Annotated in this window: 15 protein-coding genes; 3 read left to right on the top strand and 12 right to left on the bottom strand. The window is 67.1% G+C overall.

Features of this window, described 5'->3' with window-relative positions:
- Positions 1–13: 13 nt before the first annotated feature.
- Positions 14–193 carry a hypothetical protein gene (locus tag ML01_RS21295; protein WP_058557405.1) on the top strand — a complete coding sequence of 60 codons (180 nt, stop codon included), beginning with the start codon at positions 14–16 and terminating at the stop codon, positions 191–193.
- A gap of 203 nt (positions 194–396) precedes the next feature.
- Positions 397–684, top strand: coding sequence for a DUF4124 domain-containing protein (locus tag ML01_RS21290; RefSeq protein ID WP_058557404.1), 288 nt, complete (start codon positions 397–399; stop codon positions 682–684).
- 15 nt (positions 685–699) lie between these two features.
- On the opposite strand, the gene ML01_RS21285 is transcribed toward ML01_RS21290, so the two are convergent.
- Entirely contained in the window at positions 700–3,408 is a 2,709-nt protein-coding gene (locus ML01_RS21285) for an ATP-binding protein (protein WP_058557403.1), read from the bottom strand.
- A gap of 31 nt (positions 3,409–3,439) precedes the next feature.
- Positions 3,440–4,633: an FIST signal transduction protein gene (locus tag ML01_RS21280; protein WP_216819249.1), complete on the bottom strand. Its 1,194-nt coding sequence runs from the start codon at positions 4,631–4,633 to the stop codon at positions 3,440–3,442.
- A 250-nt stretch (positions 4,634–4,883) separates the two neighbouring features.
- On the opposite strand from ML01_RS21280, the gene ML01_RS27755 reads away from it, so the two are divergent.
- Positions 4,884–5,363, top strand: a complete 480-nt coding sequence (locus ML01_RS27755; RefSeq protein WP_082674516.1) for an HIRAN domain-containing protein — start codon at positions 4,884–4,886, stop codon at positions 5,361–5,363.
- Here the strand turns inward: ML01_RS27755 and ML01_RS21270 are convergent.
- The 10 genes from ML01_RS21270 to ML01_RS21225 all read right to left on the bottom strand — a co-directional run bounded on the left by ML01_RS21270 (position 5,261) and on the right by ML01_RS21225 (position 13,582).
- Positions 5,261–6,448 (bottom strand): AI-2E family transporter, encoded by a 1,188-nt coding sequence (locus ML01_RS21270; protein WP_082674515.1) that lies wholly within the window; start codon positions 6,446–6,448, stop codon positions 5,261–5,263. The genes ML01_RS27755 and ML01_RS21270 overlap by 103 nt on opposite strands.
- A gap of 52 nt (positions 6,449–6,500) precedes the next feature.
- A complete protein-coding gene (gene yidD, locus ML01_RS21265) occupies positions 6,501–6,839 on the bottom strand; it encodes a membrane protein insertion efficiency factor YidD (RefSeq protein WP_082674514.1) in 339 nt (112 codons plus the stop codon).
- The gene (ureG, locus tag ML01_RS21260; protein ID WP_058557432.1) at positions 6,836–7,465 is read right to left on the bottom strand and encodes an urease accessory protein UreG; all 630 of its coding nucleotides are present in this window, start codon (positions 7,463–7,465) and stop codon (positions 6,836–6,838) included. Before ureG ends, yidD begins: the two co-directional genes overlap by 4 nt.
- Before the next feature lie 50 nt (positions 7,466–7,515).
- Positions 7,516–8,265 (bottom strand): urease accessory protein UreF, encoded by a 750-nt coding sequence (locus ML01_RS21255; protein ID WP_082674513.1) that lies wholly within the window; start codon positions 8,263–8,265, stop codon positions 7,516–7,518.
- Positions 8,198–8,701, bottom strand: a complete 504-nt coding sequence (gene ureE, locus ML01_RS21250; protein ID WP_058557400.1) for an urease accessory protein UreE — start codon at positions 8,699–8,701, stop codon at positions 8,198–8,200. The genes ML01_RS21255 and ureE overlap by 68 nt, the downstream gene beginning before the upstream one ends.
- Positions 8,698–9,141 carry a nucleotidyltransferase domain-containing protein gene (locus ML01_RS21245; protein ID WP_371258231.1) on the bottom strand — a complete coding sequence of 148 codons (444 nt, stop codon included), beginning with the start codon at positions 9,139–9,141 and terminating at the stop codon, positions 8,698–8,700. The genes ureE and ML01_RS21245 overlap by 4 nt, the downstream gene beginning before the upstream one ends.
- Positions 9,141–9,770: a retron system putative HNH endonuclease gene (locus tag ML01_RS21240; protein WP_058557398.1), complete on the bottom strand. Its 630-nt coding sequence runs from the start codon at positions 9,768–9,770 to the stop codon at positions 9,141–9,143. The genes ML01_RS21245 and ML01_RS21240 overlap by 1 nt, the downstream gene beginning before the upstream one ends.
- Positions 9,770–11,164, bottom strand: coding sequence for an AAA family ATPase (locus ML01_RS27750; RefSeq protein ID WP_162268074.1), 1,395 nt, complete (start codon positions 11,162–11,164; stop codon positions 9,770–9,772). Before ML01_RS27750 ends, ML01_RS21240 begins: the two co-directional genes overlap by 1 nt.
- 325 nt (positions 11,165–11,489) lie before the next feature.
- Positions 11,490–13,208: an urease subunit alpha gene (gene ureC / locus ML01_RS21230; RefSeq protein ID WP_058557396.1), complete on the bottom strand. Its 1,719-nt coding sequence runs from the start codon at positions 13,206–13,208 to the stop codon at positions 11,490–11,492.
- Entirely contained in the window at positions 13,205–13,582 is a 378-nt protein-coding gene (locus ML01_RS21225) for an urease subunit beta (protein ID WP_082674511.1), read from the bottom strand. The genes ureC and ML01_RS21225 overlap by 4 nt, the downstream gene beginning before the upstream one ends.
- Positions 13,583–13,697: the final 115 nt, after the last annotated feature.

The raw sequence follows: 13,697 nt of genomic DNA, 5'->3' as shown, positions 1-13,697 counted from the left end.
CCGAGATTCCGCCATGGCCACCGAAACCCTGCCCGTGAAGCCCAAGAACAAAGAGCCTTATCAACAGGCCTACTACCCGCCCGTGCCGACGCCCTTTGTCCGCTGGATGCGCACCAGTCTGGTCTGGCAGTTCCTCCGCTTCTGGATCATCAACTACAAGATCCTACTGCTGCTGATGCGATCGAGGCACTGAGGGGGAAGGAGTGAGGGCCAAGGAGTGAGGGCCAAGGAGTGAGGGCCAAGGAGTGAGGGCCGAGGGCCGAGGGCCGAGGGCCGAGGCGAACGCACTTGGTCCATGCGCCCTGCCCTCGGCGTGCTTGCGGCAGTTCACGGATTGGGCAAGATGACGCCCTGCCCTTGGGGTTCCGCCGCACCGCCCCGCTTGGAGAGTTGCAAATGAGACGACATGGGCTCTGCCTCACGCTGACGGCCTTGCTTTGGGTCGTCACCCCGGTGCTCGCCGGACAACAGGTCGCTGTCTGCCGTGACGCCAACGGCAACGCCTATTTCTCGGACCAAGGCTGCCCCGAGGACACCACGCCGCAAGGGCGCGAGTACGTCCCGTCCGCACAGAGCTACAGTGGCCGGGAGAGCATCGATACGCGCGTGCTAAACAACTGGGAGCAGCGCAACCGGACCGGCCGCTCCTGGGAGTGGCGAAACGCACCCGCGGGACAGCGCTGACGCGGCGTACTCGCATCAGCCGCCCAGGCAGCGCTCGATGGCCTCCTTCAGCGCCGCCTTGGTGATCGGCTTCGGCACGAAATCATCCATGCCTGCCTCCAGACAGGCCTGCCGATCATGGGCCATCGCATTGGCCGTGAGCGCAACCACGGGCAGGCGCCCACGCCCTAGCTCCGCCTCCAGCCCCCGCAGCCTGCGTGTCGCCTCGAAGCCGTCCATCACCGGCATCTGCACGTCCATGAACACGAGATCGATCTCGGCATCGTGCGTGAGCCGCTCGACTGCTTCGGCGCCGTTGACCGCCGTGACCACGACGACATCAAGCTTCTCCAGCATCGCGCGGGCCACAGCCTGATTGATGGGATTGTCTTCCACCAGCAGGACACGCAGGCGTCCGCCGCCGGCGCGCACCTCGCCGCGCGCCGCCGCAGGCAACGCGCCGCCGTCGCGATGACGAGTGGGGCCGGACAGCGCATTGGCCGGCGCGTCCTCCGCGCGCGGTGCGCGCTCGGCATCGCTTTCCATCGCCACGGCGAAGGGAATCTCGATGCTGAGCTCCGTGCCCACTCCCGGCGTGCTGCTCAGGTCGATGCGCCCCCCCATCATCTCAGCAAGCCGCCTGGAGATCGCGAGCCCCAAGCCGGTGCCGCCGTAGCGGCGCGTCGTGCCCGCGTCGGCCTGCATGAACGGGGTGAACAGCCGCTGCTGTGCCACTGGGTCGATGCCGATGCCGCTGTCGCGCACCCGAATGCCGAGCACGCAGTGGCCGATCCTGTCGCGGTGCGCCGACACGCTGACCCGCACGCCGCCGCGCTCGGTGAACTTGATGGCGTTGCCGACGAGGTTGTTCAGGATCTGCAACAACCGCCCCGCATCGCCGATCATCAGATCCGGCACCATGTCCTCGAACACGACCTCAAGGGACAGGCCCTTCTGCTCCGCACGCTCCCGAAACAGGGCCACGGCACCGCTGATGCTGCGCCCGGGGTCGAACGGCGCCGGTTGCAGCTCCATGCGGCCCGCCTCGACCTTCGACAAGTCCAGTATGTCGTCGATGATGGCCAGCAGCGAGCGCGCGGACTGGTGGGCCATATCGAGCCAACGCCGCTGCCGCGCGTCGAGGGCGCTGTCCTCCAGCAATTGCAGCATGCCCAGAACGCCATTCATCGGGGTACGAATCTCGTGACTCGTCGTCGCGAGGAAGGCGCTCTTCGCCTGATTGGCTGCTTCCGCCTGCTCGCGCGCCTTGCGCTGCTCGATCTCCGAGCGCCGCAGCGCCTCCTCGGTGCGTTTCTGTTCCGTGAGGTCATGGATGCTCGCAAACAGCAACAGTCGCTCGTCCAGGTTGAACCGGACCAGCGTCACCTCGGTGGGAAAAATGCGGCCCCTGAGGTTGCGGAAGCACCACTCGAAGCGCACGAAACCCTCGCCGAAGGCCTTCTCGATGAGCATCCGCGCGGTGCCCGCCGACGGACGACCATCCGGCTGAGCGTCGGGTGACAGCGCGAACAACTCATCCGCAGCCGCTTGCTCGCCGTCGAGGCCAAACCAGCGCCGGCTCACCGGATTCGAGTCGACGATGCGACAGCGGCCATCCACCAGCAAATAGCCGTCGCTGGAGTACTTGAAGATCGCCCGGAACTTGTCCGCAATGGACTTCTGGTCGCTCACGTCCACGTGCGTACCCACCATGCGGTAGGCGCGCCCCCCGGCGTCCCGCAGCGCCCGGCCACGGGCGAGGATCCAGACGTAGTGGCCGTCCTTGCGCCGCAGCCGATGGAGGTTCTCGAACTCGGCGGTGCGGCCGTCCAGGTAGTCGCGGATGCGCTCATCGGAACGCTGCCTGTCCTCGGGGTGCATCCGTGTGGCCCACTCGCTGAGGACGTGGGCAATCTCCTGCGGCGCGTAGCCGAGCTGCGCCTTCCAGCGATCGGAGAAGAACACCTCGTCGGTGGCGATGTTCCAGTCCCAGAGGCCGACGTTGCTGCCGTCCAGCGCAAGGCTCAGGCGCTCTTCACTCACCCGCAGCGCCTCCATGTGCACCTCGATGGTGGACTGATCCGTGCGGTTTTGCAGCAACGCACCCACTTGCTGGGCGAACACCGTAAAGGACTCGATCTGCTCCCGGTCGATGCCGGTGTAGAACTCGGCACCGTCCTGGGTGACCCCGCCGATGACCCACGCGAAGCACTGCCCGGCGGCACCGCAGCAGGGGCAGGCCACGAGCATGCGCAGCCCGAGCTCCGCGAGCAATGGCTGATCGGACTGCTGCCAGAGGACGGCCGTGTTCCTGCGGTCCTTGCCGCTCTCGGCAGGAAGGCCCGCGGCCGTGAACAGTCGCATCAGCGCGGCGGCAGGCAGGCGGTCGGCACCGATCTCCGCCACCGCCGACGGCAGCGCACAGAGTATCCCCTCGGCAACGGGCCAGACGACGCCGAACTCCAGCTCAAACAGATCGACGATGGCCTCGGCTGTAGCCTCGGCAAAAGCCGTGGCATCGCGCAGGCCGAGCGCAAAGGTGTTGTAGTCGTGAATGCCGCCGAAGCGCGCCAGCTCCCGATCGAGCCGGTCGCGCGTGTCGATGAGCTGCTGATGCACCACCGACAGCCGCGCGACATGACGTTGCAGCTCCGCGTTGGCGGCCTTGAGACGCTCGATTTCGGCGTCCTGCTCCAGCTTGCCGGCGACGATGGACAGCGTGAGTCCTCCCCCAACCGCGGGCACGTCCAGCCCCGCGGGGCTGAGCGGCCCGGGCTCAGCGGTCTCGATAGATGGCGTACAGCGCAGTCGTGTAGTTGTGATACGTGTTCTTGCCGCCGAGCCGTGCAAACTCGCCGAACCCGTACATGCCGATCCAGGGCGGCGGCTCGCCGTCCTTCGACAGCGGGTACTGCATGCGCGAGACGAGCTCCTCCTTCATGACCCGGTTGAACAGAAATCGCCCACGCGCGAGGCAGTCGGCATGGAAGACCGCCACGAGATCCCGCCCACCGGCGCGCGCCACCATCTGCCCCATCATCCGGTCCATGTCGTTGAAGATGCGCGCCTCGTCGCGCACCGTGAGCCAGAGCTCCGTGCCCGCTGCGATGCCCGTCGCATAATGCATGGTGCCGTCCGCATCGCGCTTGGTGACGACGCGCAGGATATGGTCGTTGCCGTACTCCGCCGCCTGCTCCGCCGACAGCCGCTCCGCGAGCGCGCCCACGGGGATGGTATCGCCGCAGGTTGCGGTCACCGGCAACTGCAGCCGCTCGGTATAGGCCTCCCAGGCCGGGCGCCCGTCCAGCTCGATGATGCGGTTGCCCTCGGCGCGGGTCACGCTGAGCGGATCACCGACCGCGACGAAGCCGTGGGTCGCCTGCGTCACGACATCGAGCGTCGGGTCGGAGAAGCCCACCGCGTAGGCAGCGTGCTCGTAGACGGTATCGTCCACCATCTGGAAGCTGGCGACGCCCTTCATGTTGTCCGCACTGGTGGCGCCGAAGATGGTCACCTCCGGCCCGAGCACCGACTCGATGCCGCGGATGCAGGCGTCGTTGTCGATGTCGATGCCCGAGGCGAGGAAATAGATCATGTTGATGCGCGCATCCTGCGCCTTCAGCGCCTCGGCCAGCGCGCGGGCTTTGGCCTCGGCGTTGTGTCCGTAGATGCCGTCCACCCGTGCAACCGCGAGCTCCGGGCCGCGCACGGCCATGATGGCGACGTCCTTCATCGACTCGCTGACGCCTTCCTTGCCCACGACACCGCAGCACGAGCTGCCGACGATCCGCGCGCCCGGCACCCGCACCCGGGCCTCGTCGATGAGCTGCTGGAAGTCGTGCCCCATCGATGCGTGGATGACGATCAGATCGCAGTCCTGGTCGTCCTCGCCGAGCGCGGCATCGAGGCACTCCGCCATCGCACGGCGGGAATTGACCATGCGGGTGCTCGCGGACCGGAACTCAAGCATCGGGGCGTCCTCTCTGGTTTTTCGGTTATGGCCGGATTGTAGCCCCCGCCGCGTCGCGCCGCAGTCTGTGCCAGTGGTTTTCGCGAACCCGCGCAGGTTTCCGAGCACACTCGCGCGCAGCCGAGCCCCTAGCCCCTAGCCCCTAGCCCCTAGCCACTTCCTCCAGAGGCTCAAGATCTGAGCCACCGGCGCGCGCATCCTCAGCGCAAGGCCGAACCCCGGCCAACCGACCGAGCGGAGGAGACGACTCATGCATCGCGAGCATCCGACCCTGACAGGCGCCGTGCAGCTCACCCTGGCGCCGCCGCCCCGCCAGATCCGCTTGCAGCAGACCAGTCTCGCGGGCTTTCGGCATCATGAGGCGCCGAGCCTATGGGACGCCCTATCCCGCCGCGCGCGCCTCTGCCTGGCCCGCGAGGCGGACAACCCGCACGACCCGAACGCCGTCGCGTTGCTCTGGCGCGGGCGCAAGCTCGGCTACCTGCCTCGCGGCGAGAATCTCGTCGCCGCGCGGCTCCTGGACCGCAGCCGGAGCCTGAGCGCCCGCATCGCGCGCCTCGACCCGAGGGCGGATTACAACCGGCGCATCGGCATCGAGGTGCTGCTGGAGGACTGCCCGCCGCAACCTCAAGGCGGATCGCGCCGGCCGTCATGCTCGACCGCGGCCGGCATATCGGCACCCGGCACCGGCGGCACGGATTCTTCGAGCCAGGCACGGAATAGCTCATAGCCCAGCGCCAGCACCACGGCACCGACGAAGAGGCCGATGATGCCGGAACCGATGAAGCCGCCGATGGCGCCGACGAAGATCACGGCCATCGGCACCGACACGCCGCGGCCTAGCAGGATGGGTTTCAGCACGTTGTCGATGGAGCCGACGAACAGGGTCCAGGCCGCAAACAGCACCGCCGTCGTCAAATCGGCGGTGTAGAACAGGTAGATCATCGCCGGCAGCATCACCGGGAAGGCGCCGACCTGGACGGTCGCCAGGATCAGCACCACGAGCGCCCACAGCCCCGCCGCCGGGACCCCGGCCGCGAGCATCCCTAAGCCGGCCAGCAGCGCTTGGACTAGCGCCACACCCAGGATGCCGCGGGAGACGCTGCGCACCACCGCCTCCGCCAGGCGCGCGAAGCGGATGCCGCGGGCACCGGCGAGCCGCCAACTGATCGCATCGGCCAGGCGCCGCCCGGTGCCGCTGTTCGCGAGCAGCACCGCGGCGATGACGATGGCGAGCACGAAGTGCACCAGCCCCACGCCCGCGCTGGCGGCGAAGTGCAGGAGCCAGCTACCAAGGAGCTGTAGCTGCGGCTGGAACTTCCGCAGCACCTCGGTCAGGTTCGTCGACGCCTCCTGCCAAAACGCCTCCACATCGTCGCCCACCAGCGGCACACTGCTCAGGTCCGGCGGCGGCGGGATGCGGAAATCGCCCTCCTCCACGCCGTGGGTGAGCCACTGCGCGCCCTGCACCAGGGTTTCGCTCAGCAGCGCCACCGGCACCAGGAGCAGCAGCAGTGCGATCACGCAGAAAAGCACGGATGCAACCACGCGCCTGCCACCGACCCGGCCCACCAGCCACTGATAGCCGGGCCAGCTCGCCACGGCGATGATGACGCCCCAGGCAATGGGCGGAAGAAAGGGCTCGACAATGCGGTAGCACACCAGCAGCAGCGCGGCGATGACGCCGATGCGGATGGCCGCCTCCACGGCGATCTCCACCGGCGAGCGCGCATCGCGGCCAGGTGGCGCCGCAGGGATCGGCTCGGGGGCGCCCGCGGCCGAGCCGGGCGCGGTGTCGGGACGGCATTCGCTCATGCGGCGGCGCTCCAGCGCGGTGGGGTCTGAGTCGTCGTGCCAGCCGGCTGACTCAGCCGTGCTCGCGGTGGGAGTCATCGCGCTCCGGCGGCTCAGCGGCATCCGTACCAGCGGGGCACTGCGCGGCGCCGCGCGCCGGCGGCACCGGGTCGTAGCCCGAATCGCCCCAGGGGTGACAACGCCCGATACGCCGCACCGCGAGCCAGCCGCCGCGCCGCAGGCCGTGCCGCGCCAGGGCCTCCAGCGCGTAGTCGGAGCAGGTGGGCAGAAACCGGCAGCGCGGGCCGATGATGGGCGAGATCACGAGCTTGTAGACCTTGATCAGCAGCACCGCCGGCGCGATGGCGATCCGGCGCAACCGGGCCTGCCGCGTCCGGTCATGCTCGGTCATGGCGCGACGCCGCAGCCCGCAAGCAGGCCTTCCCGCTCGATGAGCGCGACGATGCCGTCAAGCCCCTCGCCCGAGCGCAGGTTCGTGAGCACGAAGGGCCGCTCGCCGCGCATGCGTTGTGCATCCCGCGCCATGACCTCCAGCGACGCGCCAACATAGGGCGCGAGATCGATCTTGTTGATCACCAGCAAGTCCGAACGGGTGATGCCGGGGCCGCCCTTGCGCGGGATCTTCTCACCCTCGGCCACGTCGATGACGTAAATCGTCAGGTCCGCCAGCTCCGGACTGAAGGTCGCGGCCAGGTTGTCGCCGCCGCTCTCGATGAAGATGAGGTCCAGGCTCGGAAAGCGTGCCTGCAGATCCTCCACCGCGGCCAGGTTCATGGACGCATCCTCCCGGATGGCCGTGTGCGGGCAGCCGCCGGTCTCGACGCCGACGATGCGCTCGGCCGGCAGCGCCTCGGAGCGGATCAGAAACTCCGCGTCCTCGCGGGTGTAGATGTCGTTGGTGACGACGGCGATCTCGTAGCGCTCGCGCAGGCGCTTGCACAGCGCGTCGAGCAGCGCCGTCTTGCCGGAGCCGACGGGGCCGCCGACGCCGACGCGCAGGGGGTTGTTCGGATTCATGTCGGGCATCGCTCGCCGGGCTGTGGAGTGGGGCGGCCGCAAAGGCCGGCTCAGGATCGGAACAGGCGCGTGTACTGGCGCTCGTGCCGGGCGCTCGCGATGGCGAGCGCCGGGCTCGAAGCGCCGAGCTGATCGTCGCGCAGCGCGAGCGCCAGGTCCACCACGGTCGGGATGCGCGCGGCGATGCGCGCCAGCATGCGCTGGCCGTCGGTCTGGCCCAGCGGCACCAGCTTGACCGCCGCGAGCGTCAGGTTCTCCGCCCAGCCGAAGGCGAGTCCGGTGAGCGCATCGGCCGTCGGAATGCACCAGCGCACGGCCGCGAAGGCAAAGCCGGCGGTCTGGCTCCGGGCCAGCAGCGGACGCCAGGCCGGAGCGCCTGGCAGCTCCCAGGCCACGAGCAGATCGGCAAGCGCCCTGCCCCGCTGCTGCTCCTCGGCACGCAGCTCCAAGCTCTCGCGGCAGGCGAGCAACAGGTCGATCCAGGCCGACAGCGCCTCGCGGTCGTCGGCTCCGACGGCCGCGATCAGCCGCGCCGCGATGGGCAGGTCCACGCGCGCGACGCCCGCATCGAGCTGATCAAGCAGCCAGCCCTCCGCGGCGCCCGCGTCCGCGAGCCAGCCCGCCTCCACGGCCCACTCGATGCCCCCGGAGTAGGTGAAGCCGCCCACGGGCAGCGACGGGCTCACCAACTGCAGCAGCCGCACCAGCGCCAGCCCGTCCGCGCCGGACGTATCAATGGTTTCCGTGACCATGATCCGCGCCGTGGTGGCCGTGCTGCGCGCCGTGGCCGTCGTGCCCATGCCCGGCGTAGGCCCCCGCCTCCGGCTCGAAGGGCGCCGTCATCGCGGTCACATTGAGCCCGAGCCCACGCACCATGGCGTCGAGCACATGATCATGCAGCCAGCACAGCCGGCCGGACTCGACCTGCAAAGCCACATGGCGGTTGCCGAGGTGATAGCACGCACGGGCCAGCAGCAGCGGATCGCCAGTCTCGGCGCAGGACAAGGACTCCGGCGCTGCCGTGATGCGCACCCTAAGCCCATCCTCGCTGCCGAGCACGTCCCCATGCCGCAGCACCTCGCCCCGCGGCAGCAGCACACCCGCCTCGCGGCCGTCGTCGAGCCGGATGCGTTGGCGCGAGCGCTGGCGCTGATCGAGCGTAAGCGCGGCGGTGGCGGCTGCTTCGGCGGTAGCCGGCAGGCGCAGGGTCAGCAGGGGCAAGTCGGCGTCAGTCATGCCCCGGCCCCTTCGCGCCCCCGGCGATACTCCCTGAGATAGGGCAGCAGATCGAAGTACTCATTGCGAGCGCGCACCTCGAAGCGGATGCGCGCGGAGCGGTCCAGCTCCAGCAGCAGCACACCGTCGCGCAGCACCCGATGCACGAGGTCGGCGGGCGCTCGGTTCAGCACCACCAAGTCCACCTTGCGGCCGCCGAGCGCAGCGGTGAGCCGGTCCGCGAGGTCCAGATGCAGGCCCGCCAAGGTGCGCGGCGGATCATCGCGGAGCAGCACGGCGACATCCACATCGCTGCCCGGTCGGTCCTCACCGCGAGCCACGCTGCCGAACAGGTAGGCACAGACCAAGTCCGCCGCGTCGCCCTGCAATGCTTCTGTCAACGCTTCGGACACGGCGTCGGGCGACACCGAAGCGTAGTGCCGCATAGAGCGCTGCCTCATCACATCTCCTCCGTCAGCACCAATTCCTCCCACAACAAATACCGAAACGGCGAAAGCGGAATCCACTCTCGGCGCGCGTCGCGATCCAGATCACGAAATCGTTGCAGCTCGCGCTTTCTGGCCGCCGGGCGGCCCCGGAAGTTGAGCTTCAGCAATTGAATCGAGACTCGCGCGCGTTCCCGGTCGTTATCTTCGGCTGCGGGGTTCGGCGATAAGGTTCCGTCGGCATGGTTGTAGATGAAAAACCGTTCGTACTGGTATCCCAGCTCATCTGGACGCAGCAGCGCCTCGTCGAAGCCGTCGTTGTCCTTCTCCTGACAGTGGCGGCAGCAAAGATAGAGGTTCTCCCAAACATAGGCTTCCCTGGGATAACGCTTCTTCGGCCGGAAATGGTCGATGGTCGGATCAGTTCCCGTGTCCATCGGGAACCAGTCGCAGTAGGCACAGTGACCTTCCGTCATTCCCGACAACAATGGTAGCAACCGAATGTTTACGCGCTCGCCCTGCCACTTCTTCCATGCAAACTCATACTTCGGGTTCTCGGCCAGGCTTGCCGCATACTCTGCGCCCCAATCCGCGCAGTGCTCCGCCAGCCAATCCGGGCACGCCGGCCTCTCGCACGGCATCATCAGTCCGGCTCCGCCACCTGCCGGCTCAGCCGACGCTCGACTTGTCGCATCTCGGGCCGCACGACCGCCAGCACTTCCTCGCCGAAGGCCGCGAGCTCCCGCTCCTTTGCCTTGAGCCGCGCAAAGGCATCCGCGTCCCCTTTCAGCGCATCATCGCGCAGCCGGTAGAACTCCTTCAGCGGTTCCTGCACCTGCGGCGCGAACTCCTCCTCGATCCCGAGCACGTCCCGGAGAACGGTTGCATAGCTGTTGCCGAGCATGCTCGGGAGGATCTCGCCGACATGGCCCTTGCCTTTCTCGTCGAGGTACAGCGGATAGATCCAAGCGTCGTCGGCAGAGGCGATGACGAACGGGGAGTGTGTCGACACGAAAACCTGTGCGTTGGGGAATAGAGTCTGAACTATAGGTAGTATCCTTCGTTGCCAAGCAGGATGCAGATGAACTTCTATTTCATCAAGAAAAAGAATGATCTCCCTTTCCGTAACCGGCCGGGCATCCACCCAGGGGAGACGATCCAGACGCATGAGCAAATCGCCGATCCAACTGATCAGAGACTTAAACCCATCCGGCAATAGATGCACGTGTATCCCAACTCCACCGATCGACGCCCGCACACCTAGAGGCTCGTACGTAAGTACGAACTGAAAGTCCCAACCGGTGATGCTTCCAATGGCCCGCTCAACGCGCTCAACCGAATTGCTATATTGCGATGATCTTGCTTCATCACCTTGCTGAAGCGCGAAGGCTGCTTTCGCAAGCGTATTCGCGACCCAGTGGACCAATAACCTACCGCCAGCAGCACCCTCGCCATCCGAACCGGCGACACACGCGTTCAGCAGCAGATTTCTGTTCTCATCGACGATGCCTGTAAAGTCCCGCGCGTCGATCGATCGCCTACCGTTATAAGCGAAGGCTGCGAAGCTGAGTTCCCGTGCTGGATCAGTTGGAAGGTAAGTAAGGTAGCGCTCGGTCTTGTTCCGATAGTCTTTAAGAACCGTCGTCTGCGCTTTCACAGCAGCTTCAGCGGGCGTTTCCATCTCGAAGAAGCAGAAGGCGAATTCTCCCCGCCACTCACCAACCATGTACAGATCATCAGTCGCGCCAAGCAATTCCTCAGCTCCTGAACTAGGAGCGATGGCGGCCATACGATTATAGCCACACGCAGAGTACCCGAGCCGTAAGCACCCTTGGACATGGCTAAAGCGTTCCTGAATCCCGGTTGGCACCGCGGAAAAGAACTGCGCCATCGCCATCAAGATGGTGCTCTTGCCCGTGCCGTTGGCGCCGACCAGCAGATGGATGTCGGCCTTATCCGGGTCGCGCCCCTCGGGGAAGCTGATGTCGAGATGATCGAAACAGCCGACCTGATCCAGGATCAATCGCTCGATGCGCACGGGTCGCCACCTCCAGACTTGATCAGAGCGCAAAAAGGCTCAAGGCAAACCCAACGCGTCGCAAGTCGCGACAAACTCGCCGGCCCAGCGGTCTCCAACTCGGCACCCTATTGGCTCAGACGCGGCTCGGCGTCTGCATGCCTCGCCCCTAGCCCCTCGCCCGTAGTGCTTCGCTGCGGAAGTCCCGAGACCGGTTGCTCTCGTTGTCGTTGTCGTCATCGTGGTCGAGATCTGCGCCAGACGATTACGACAACGACAACGATCGGAGACGGCCTCGGAACATCTGCGCGGCTGCACTAGCCCCTAGCCCCTAGCCCCTAGCCCCTCAAAACAGAAAATACCGCTGCGCCATCGGCAGCACCTTGGCCGGCTCGCAGGTCAGCAGCCGGCCGTCGGCGCGCACCTCGTAGGTCTGCGGGTCCACCTCAATGTTGGGCTGCCAGGCGTTGTGGATCATGTCCGCCTTGGTGACGTGGCGCACGTCGCGGGTGATGCCGATGAGACGTTTCAGGTCCAGCTTCTGCGCGACGGCGTCCTGCATGGCCCAGGCGGAGACGAAGGTCATGCAGGTGTCGCCGACGGCCCGGCCCACGGCGCCGAACATCGGCCGGTAGTGCACCGGCTGCGGCGTCGGGATGGAGGCGTTCGGGTCCCCCATCAGCGCACCGGCGATGAGCCCGCCCTTGACGATGAGGCTCGGCTTGGCGCCGAAGAAGGCCGGGCGCCACAGCACCAGGTCGGCGAGCTTGCCGACCTCGATGCTGCCCACCTCGTGCGCGATGCCGTGCGTGATGGCCGGGTTGATCGTGTACTTGGCGATGTAGCGCTTGGCCCGGGCGTTGTCGTGCTCGGCCGGGTCGCCCGACCCGTCGGGCGAGGACAGGCTGCCGAACTGCACCTTCATCTTGTGCGCGGTCTGCCAGGTGCGGGTAATGACCTCGCCGACGCGGCCCATGGCCTGGCTGTCGGAGGCGATCATGCTGAAGGCGCCGAGGTCGTGCAGGATGTCCTCGGCGGCGATGGTTTCCTTGCGGATGCGCGACTCGGCAAAGGCGACATCTTCCGGGATGGACGGCGACAGGTGATGGCAGACCATGAGCATGTCGAGATGCTCATCGACGGTGTTGACCGTGTAGGGGCGCGTCGGATTGGTGGACGACGGCAGCACGTTCGGCAACCCCGCCGCCTTGATGATGTCCGGCGCATGGCCGCCGCCGGCGCCCTCGGTGTGATAGGTGTGGACGCAGCGGCCCTTGAAGGCGGCGATGGTGTCCTCGACGAAGCCGGACTCGTTCAGCGTGTCGGTGTGGATGGCCACCTGCACGTCCATTTTCTCGGCGACGCCCAGGCAGCAGTCGATGGCGGCGGGCGTGGTGCCCCAGTCCTCGTGCAGCTTGAGGCCCATGGCGCCGGCGCGGATCTGCTCCTCCAGCGGGTTCGGCAAGCTGCCGTTGCCCTTGCCCATAAAGCCCAAGTTCATCGGCAGGTACTCGGCGGCCTGGAGCATGCGCTGGATGTTCCAAGGGCCGGGGGTGCAGGTGGTCGCGTTGGTGCCGGTGGCGGGGCCGGTGCCGCCGCCGAGCATCGTCGTGATACCGGACATGAGCGCCTCTTCCACCTGCTGCGGGCAGATGAAGTGGATGTGCGCATCGATGCCGCCTGGCGTGACGATCATGCCCTCGCCGGCGATGACCTCGGTGCCGGGGCCGACCAGGATGTCGACGCCGGCCTGCGTGTCCGGGTTACCGGCCTTGCCGACGCCCTTGATGCGCCCGTTCTTGATGCCGATGTCGGCCTTGACGATGCCCCAGTGGTCCAGGATCAAGGCGTTGGTGATAACCGTATCCACCACCTCGTCGGTCTGGCGCTGGCACTGGCCCATGCCGTCGCGGATGACCTTGCCGCCGCCGAACTTGACCTCGTCGCCATAAACCGTGTGGTCGCGCTCGACCTGGATGATCAGCTCGGAGTCGCCGAGCCGGACCCGATCGCCCGTGGTCGGGCCGTACATGGACGCATAGGCGTCGCGGCTGATCTTGCTCATGGCGTGTCGCCCCCGTTGCTGTCGCCGACGTTGCCGTCGCCGCCCGCCGGGTCGGCGCCCGCGGCGGCGTCCAGCGGCCCCATGATCTTGCCCTGAAAGCCGAACACGCGGCGCTCCCCGGCATAGGGCACCAGATCCACGGTGCGCGTCTGCCCGGGCTCGAAGCGCACCGCGGTGCCGGCCGGGATGTCCAGCCGATAGCCGCGCGTGGCCTCGCGGTCGAACCCGAGCGCGTTGTTGGTTTCGTAGAAGTGATAGTGCGAGCCCACCTGGATGGGCCGGTCGCCGGTGTTCGCCACCTCGACGGTGAGCACCGGACGGCCGACGTTGAGCTCGATGTCGCCGGGGGCGGTGAGGACTTCGCCTGGAATCATGTCTGATCCTTGGGTCAGGTGCTAGATGCTAGGGGCTAGGTGCTGGAGACACGACGCCGGGCGACATCGCGCCCGCCTAGCCCCCAGCCCCTAGCTCCTAGTGCACCAGTATGAG

It is taken from the genome of Thiohalocapsa sp. ML1 (assembly GCF_001469165.1).
In the GTDB taxonomy this organism is placed as follows: domain Bacteria; phylum Pseudomonadota; class Gammaproteobacteria; order Chromatiales; family Chromatiaceae; genus Thiohalocapsa.
The sequence above is the reverse complement of the archived record's forward strand: the minus strand, read 5'-3'. Positions and strand labels throughout refer to the sequence as shown.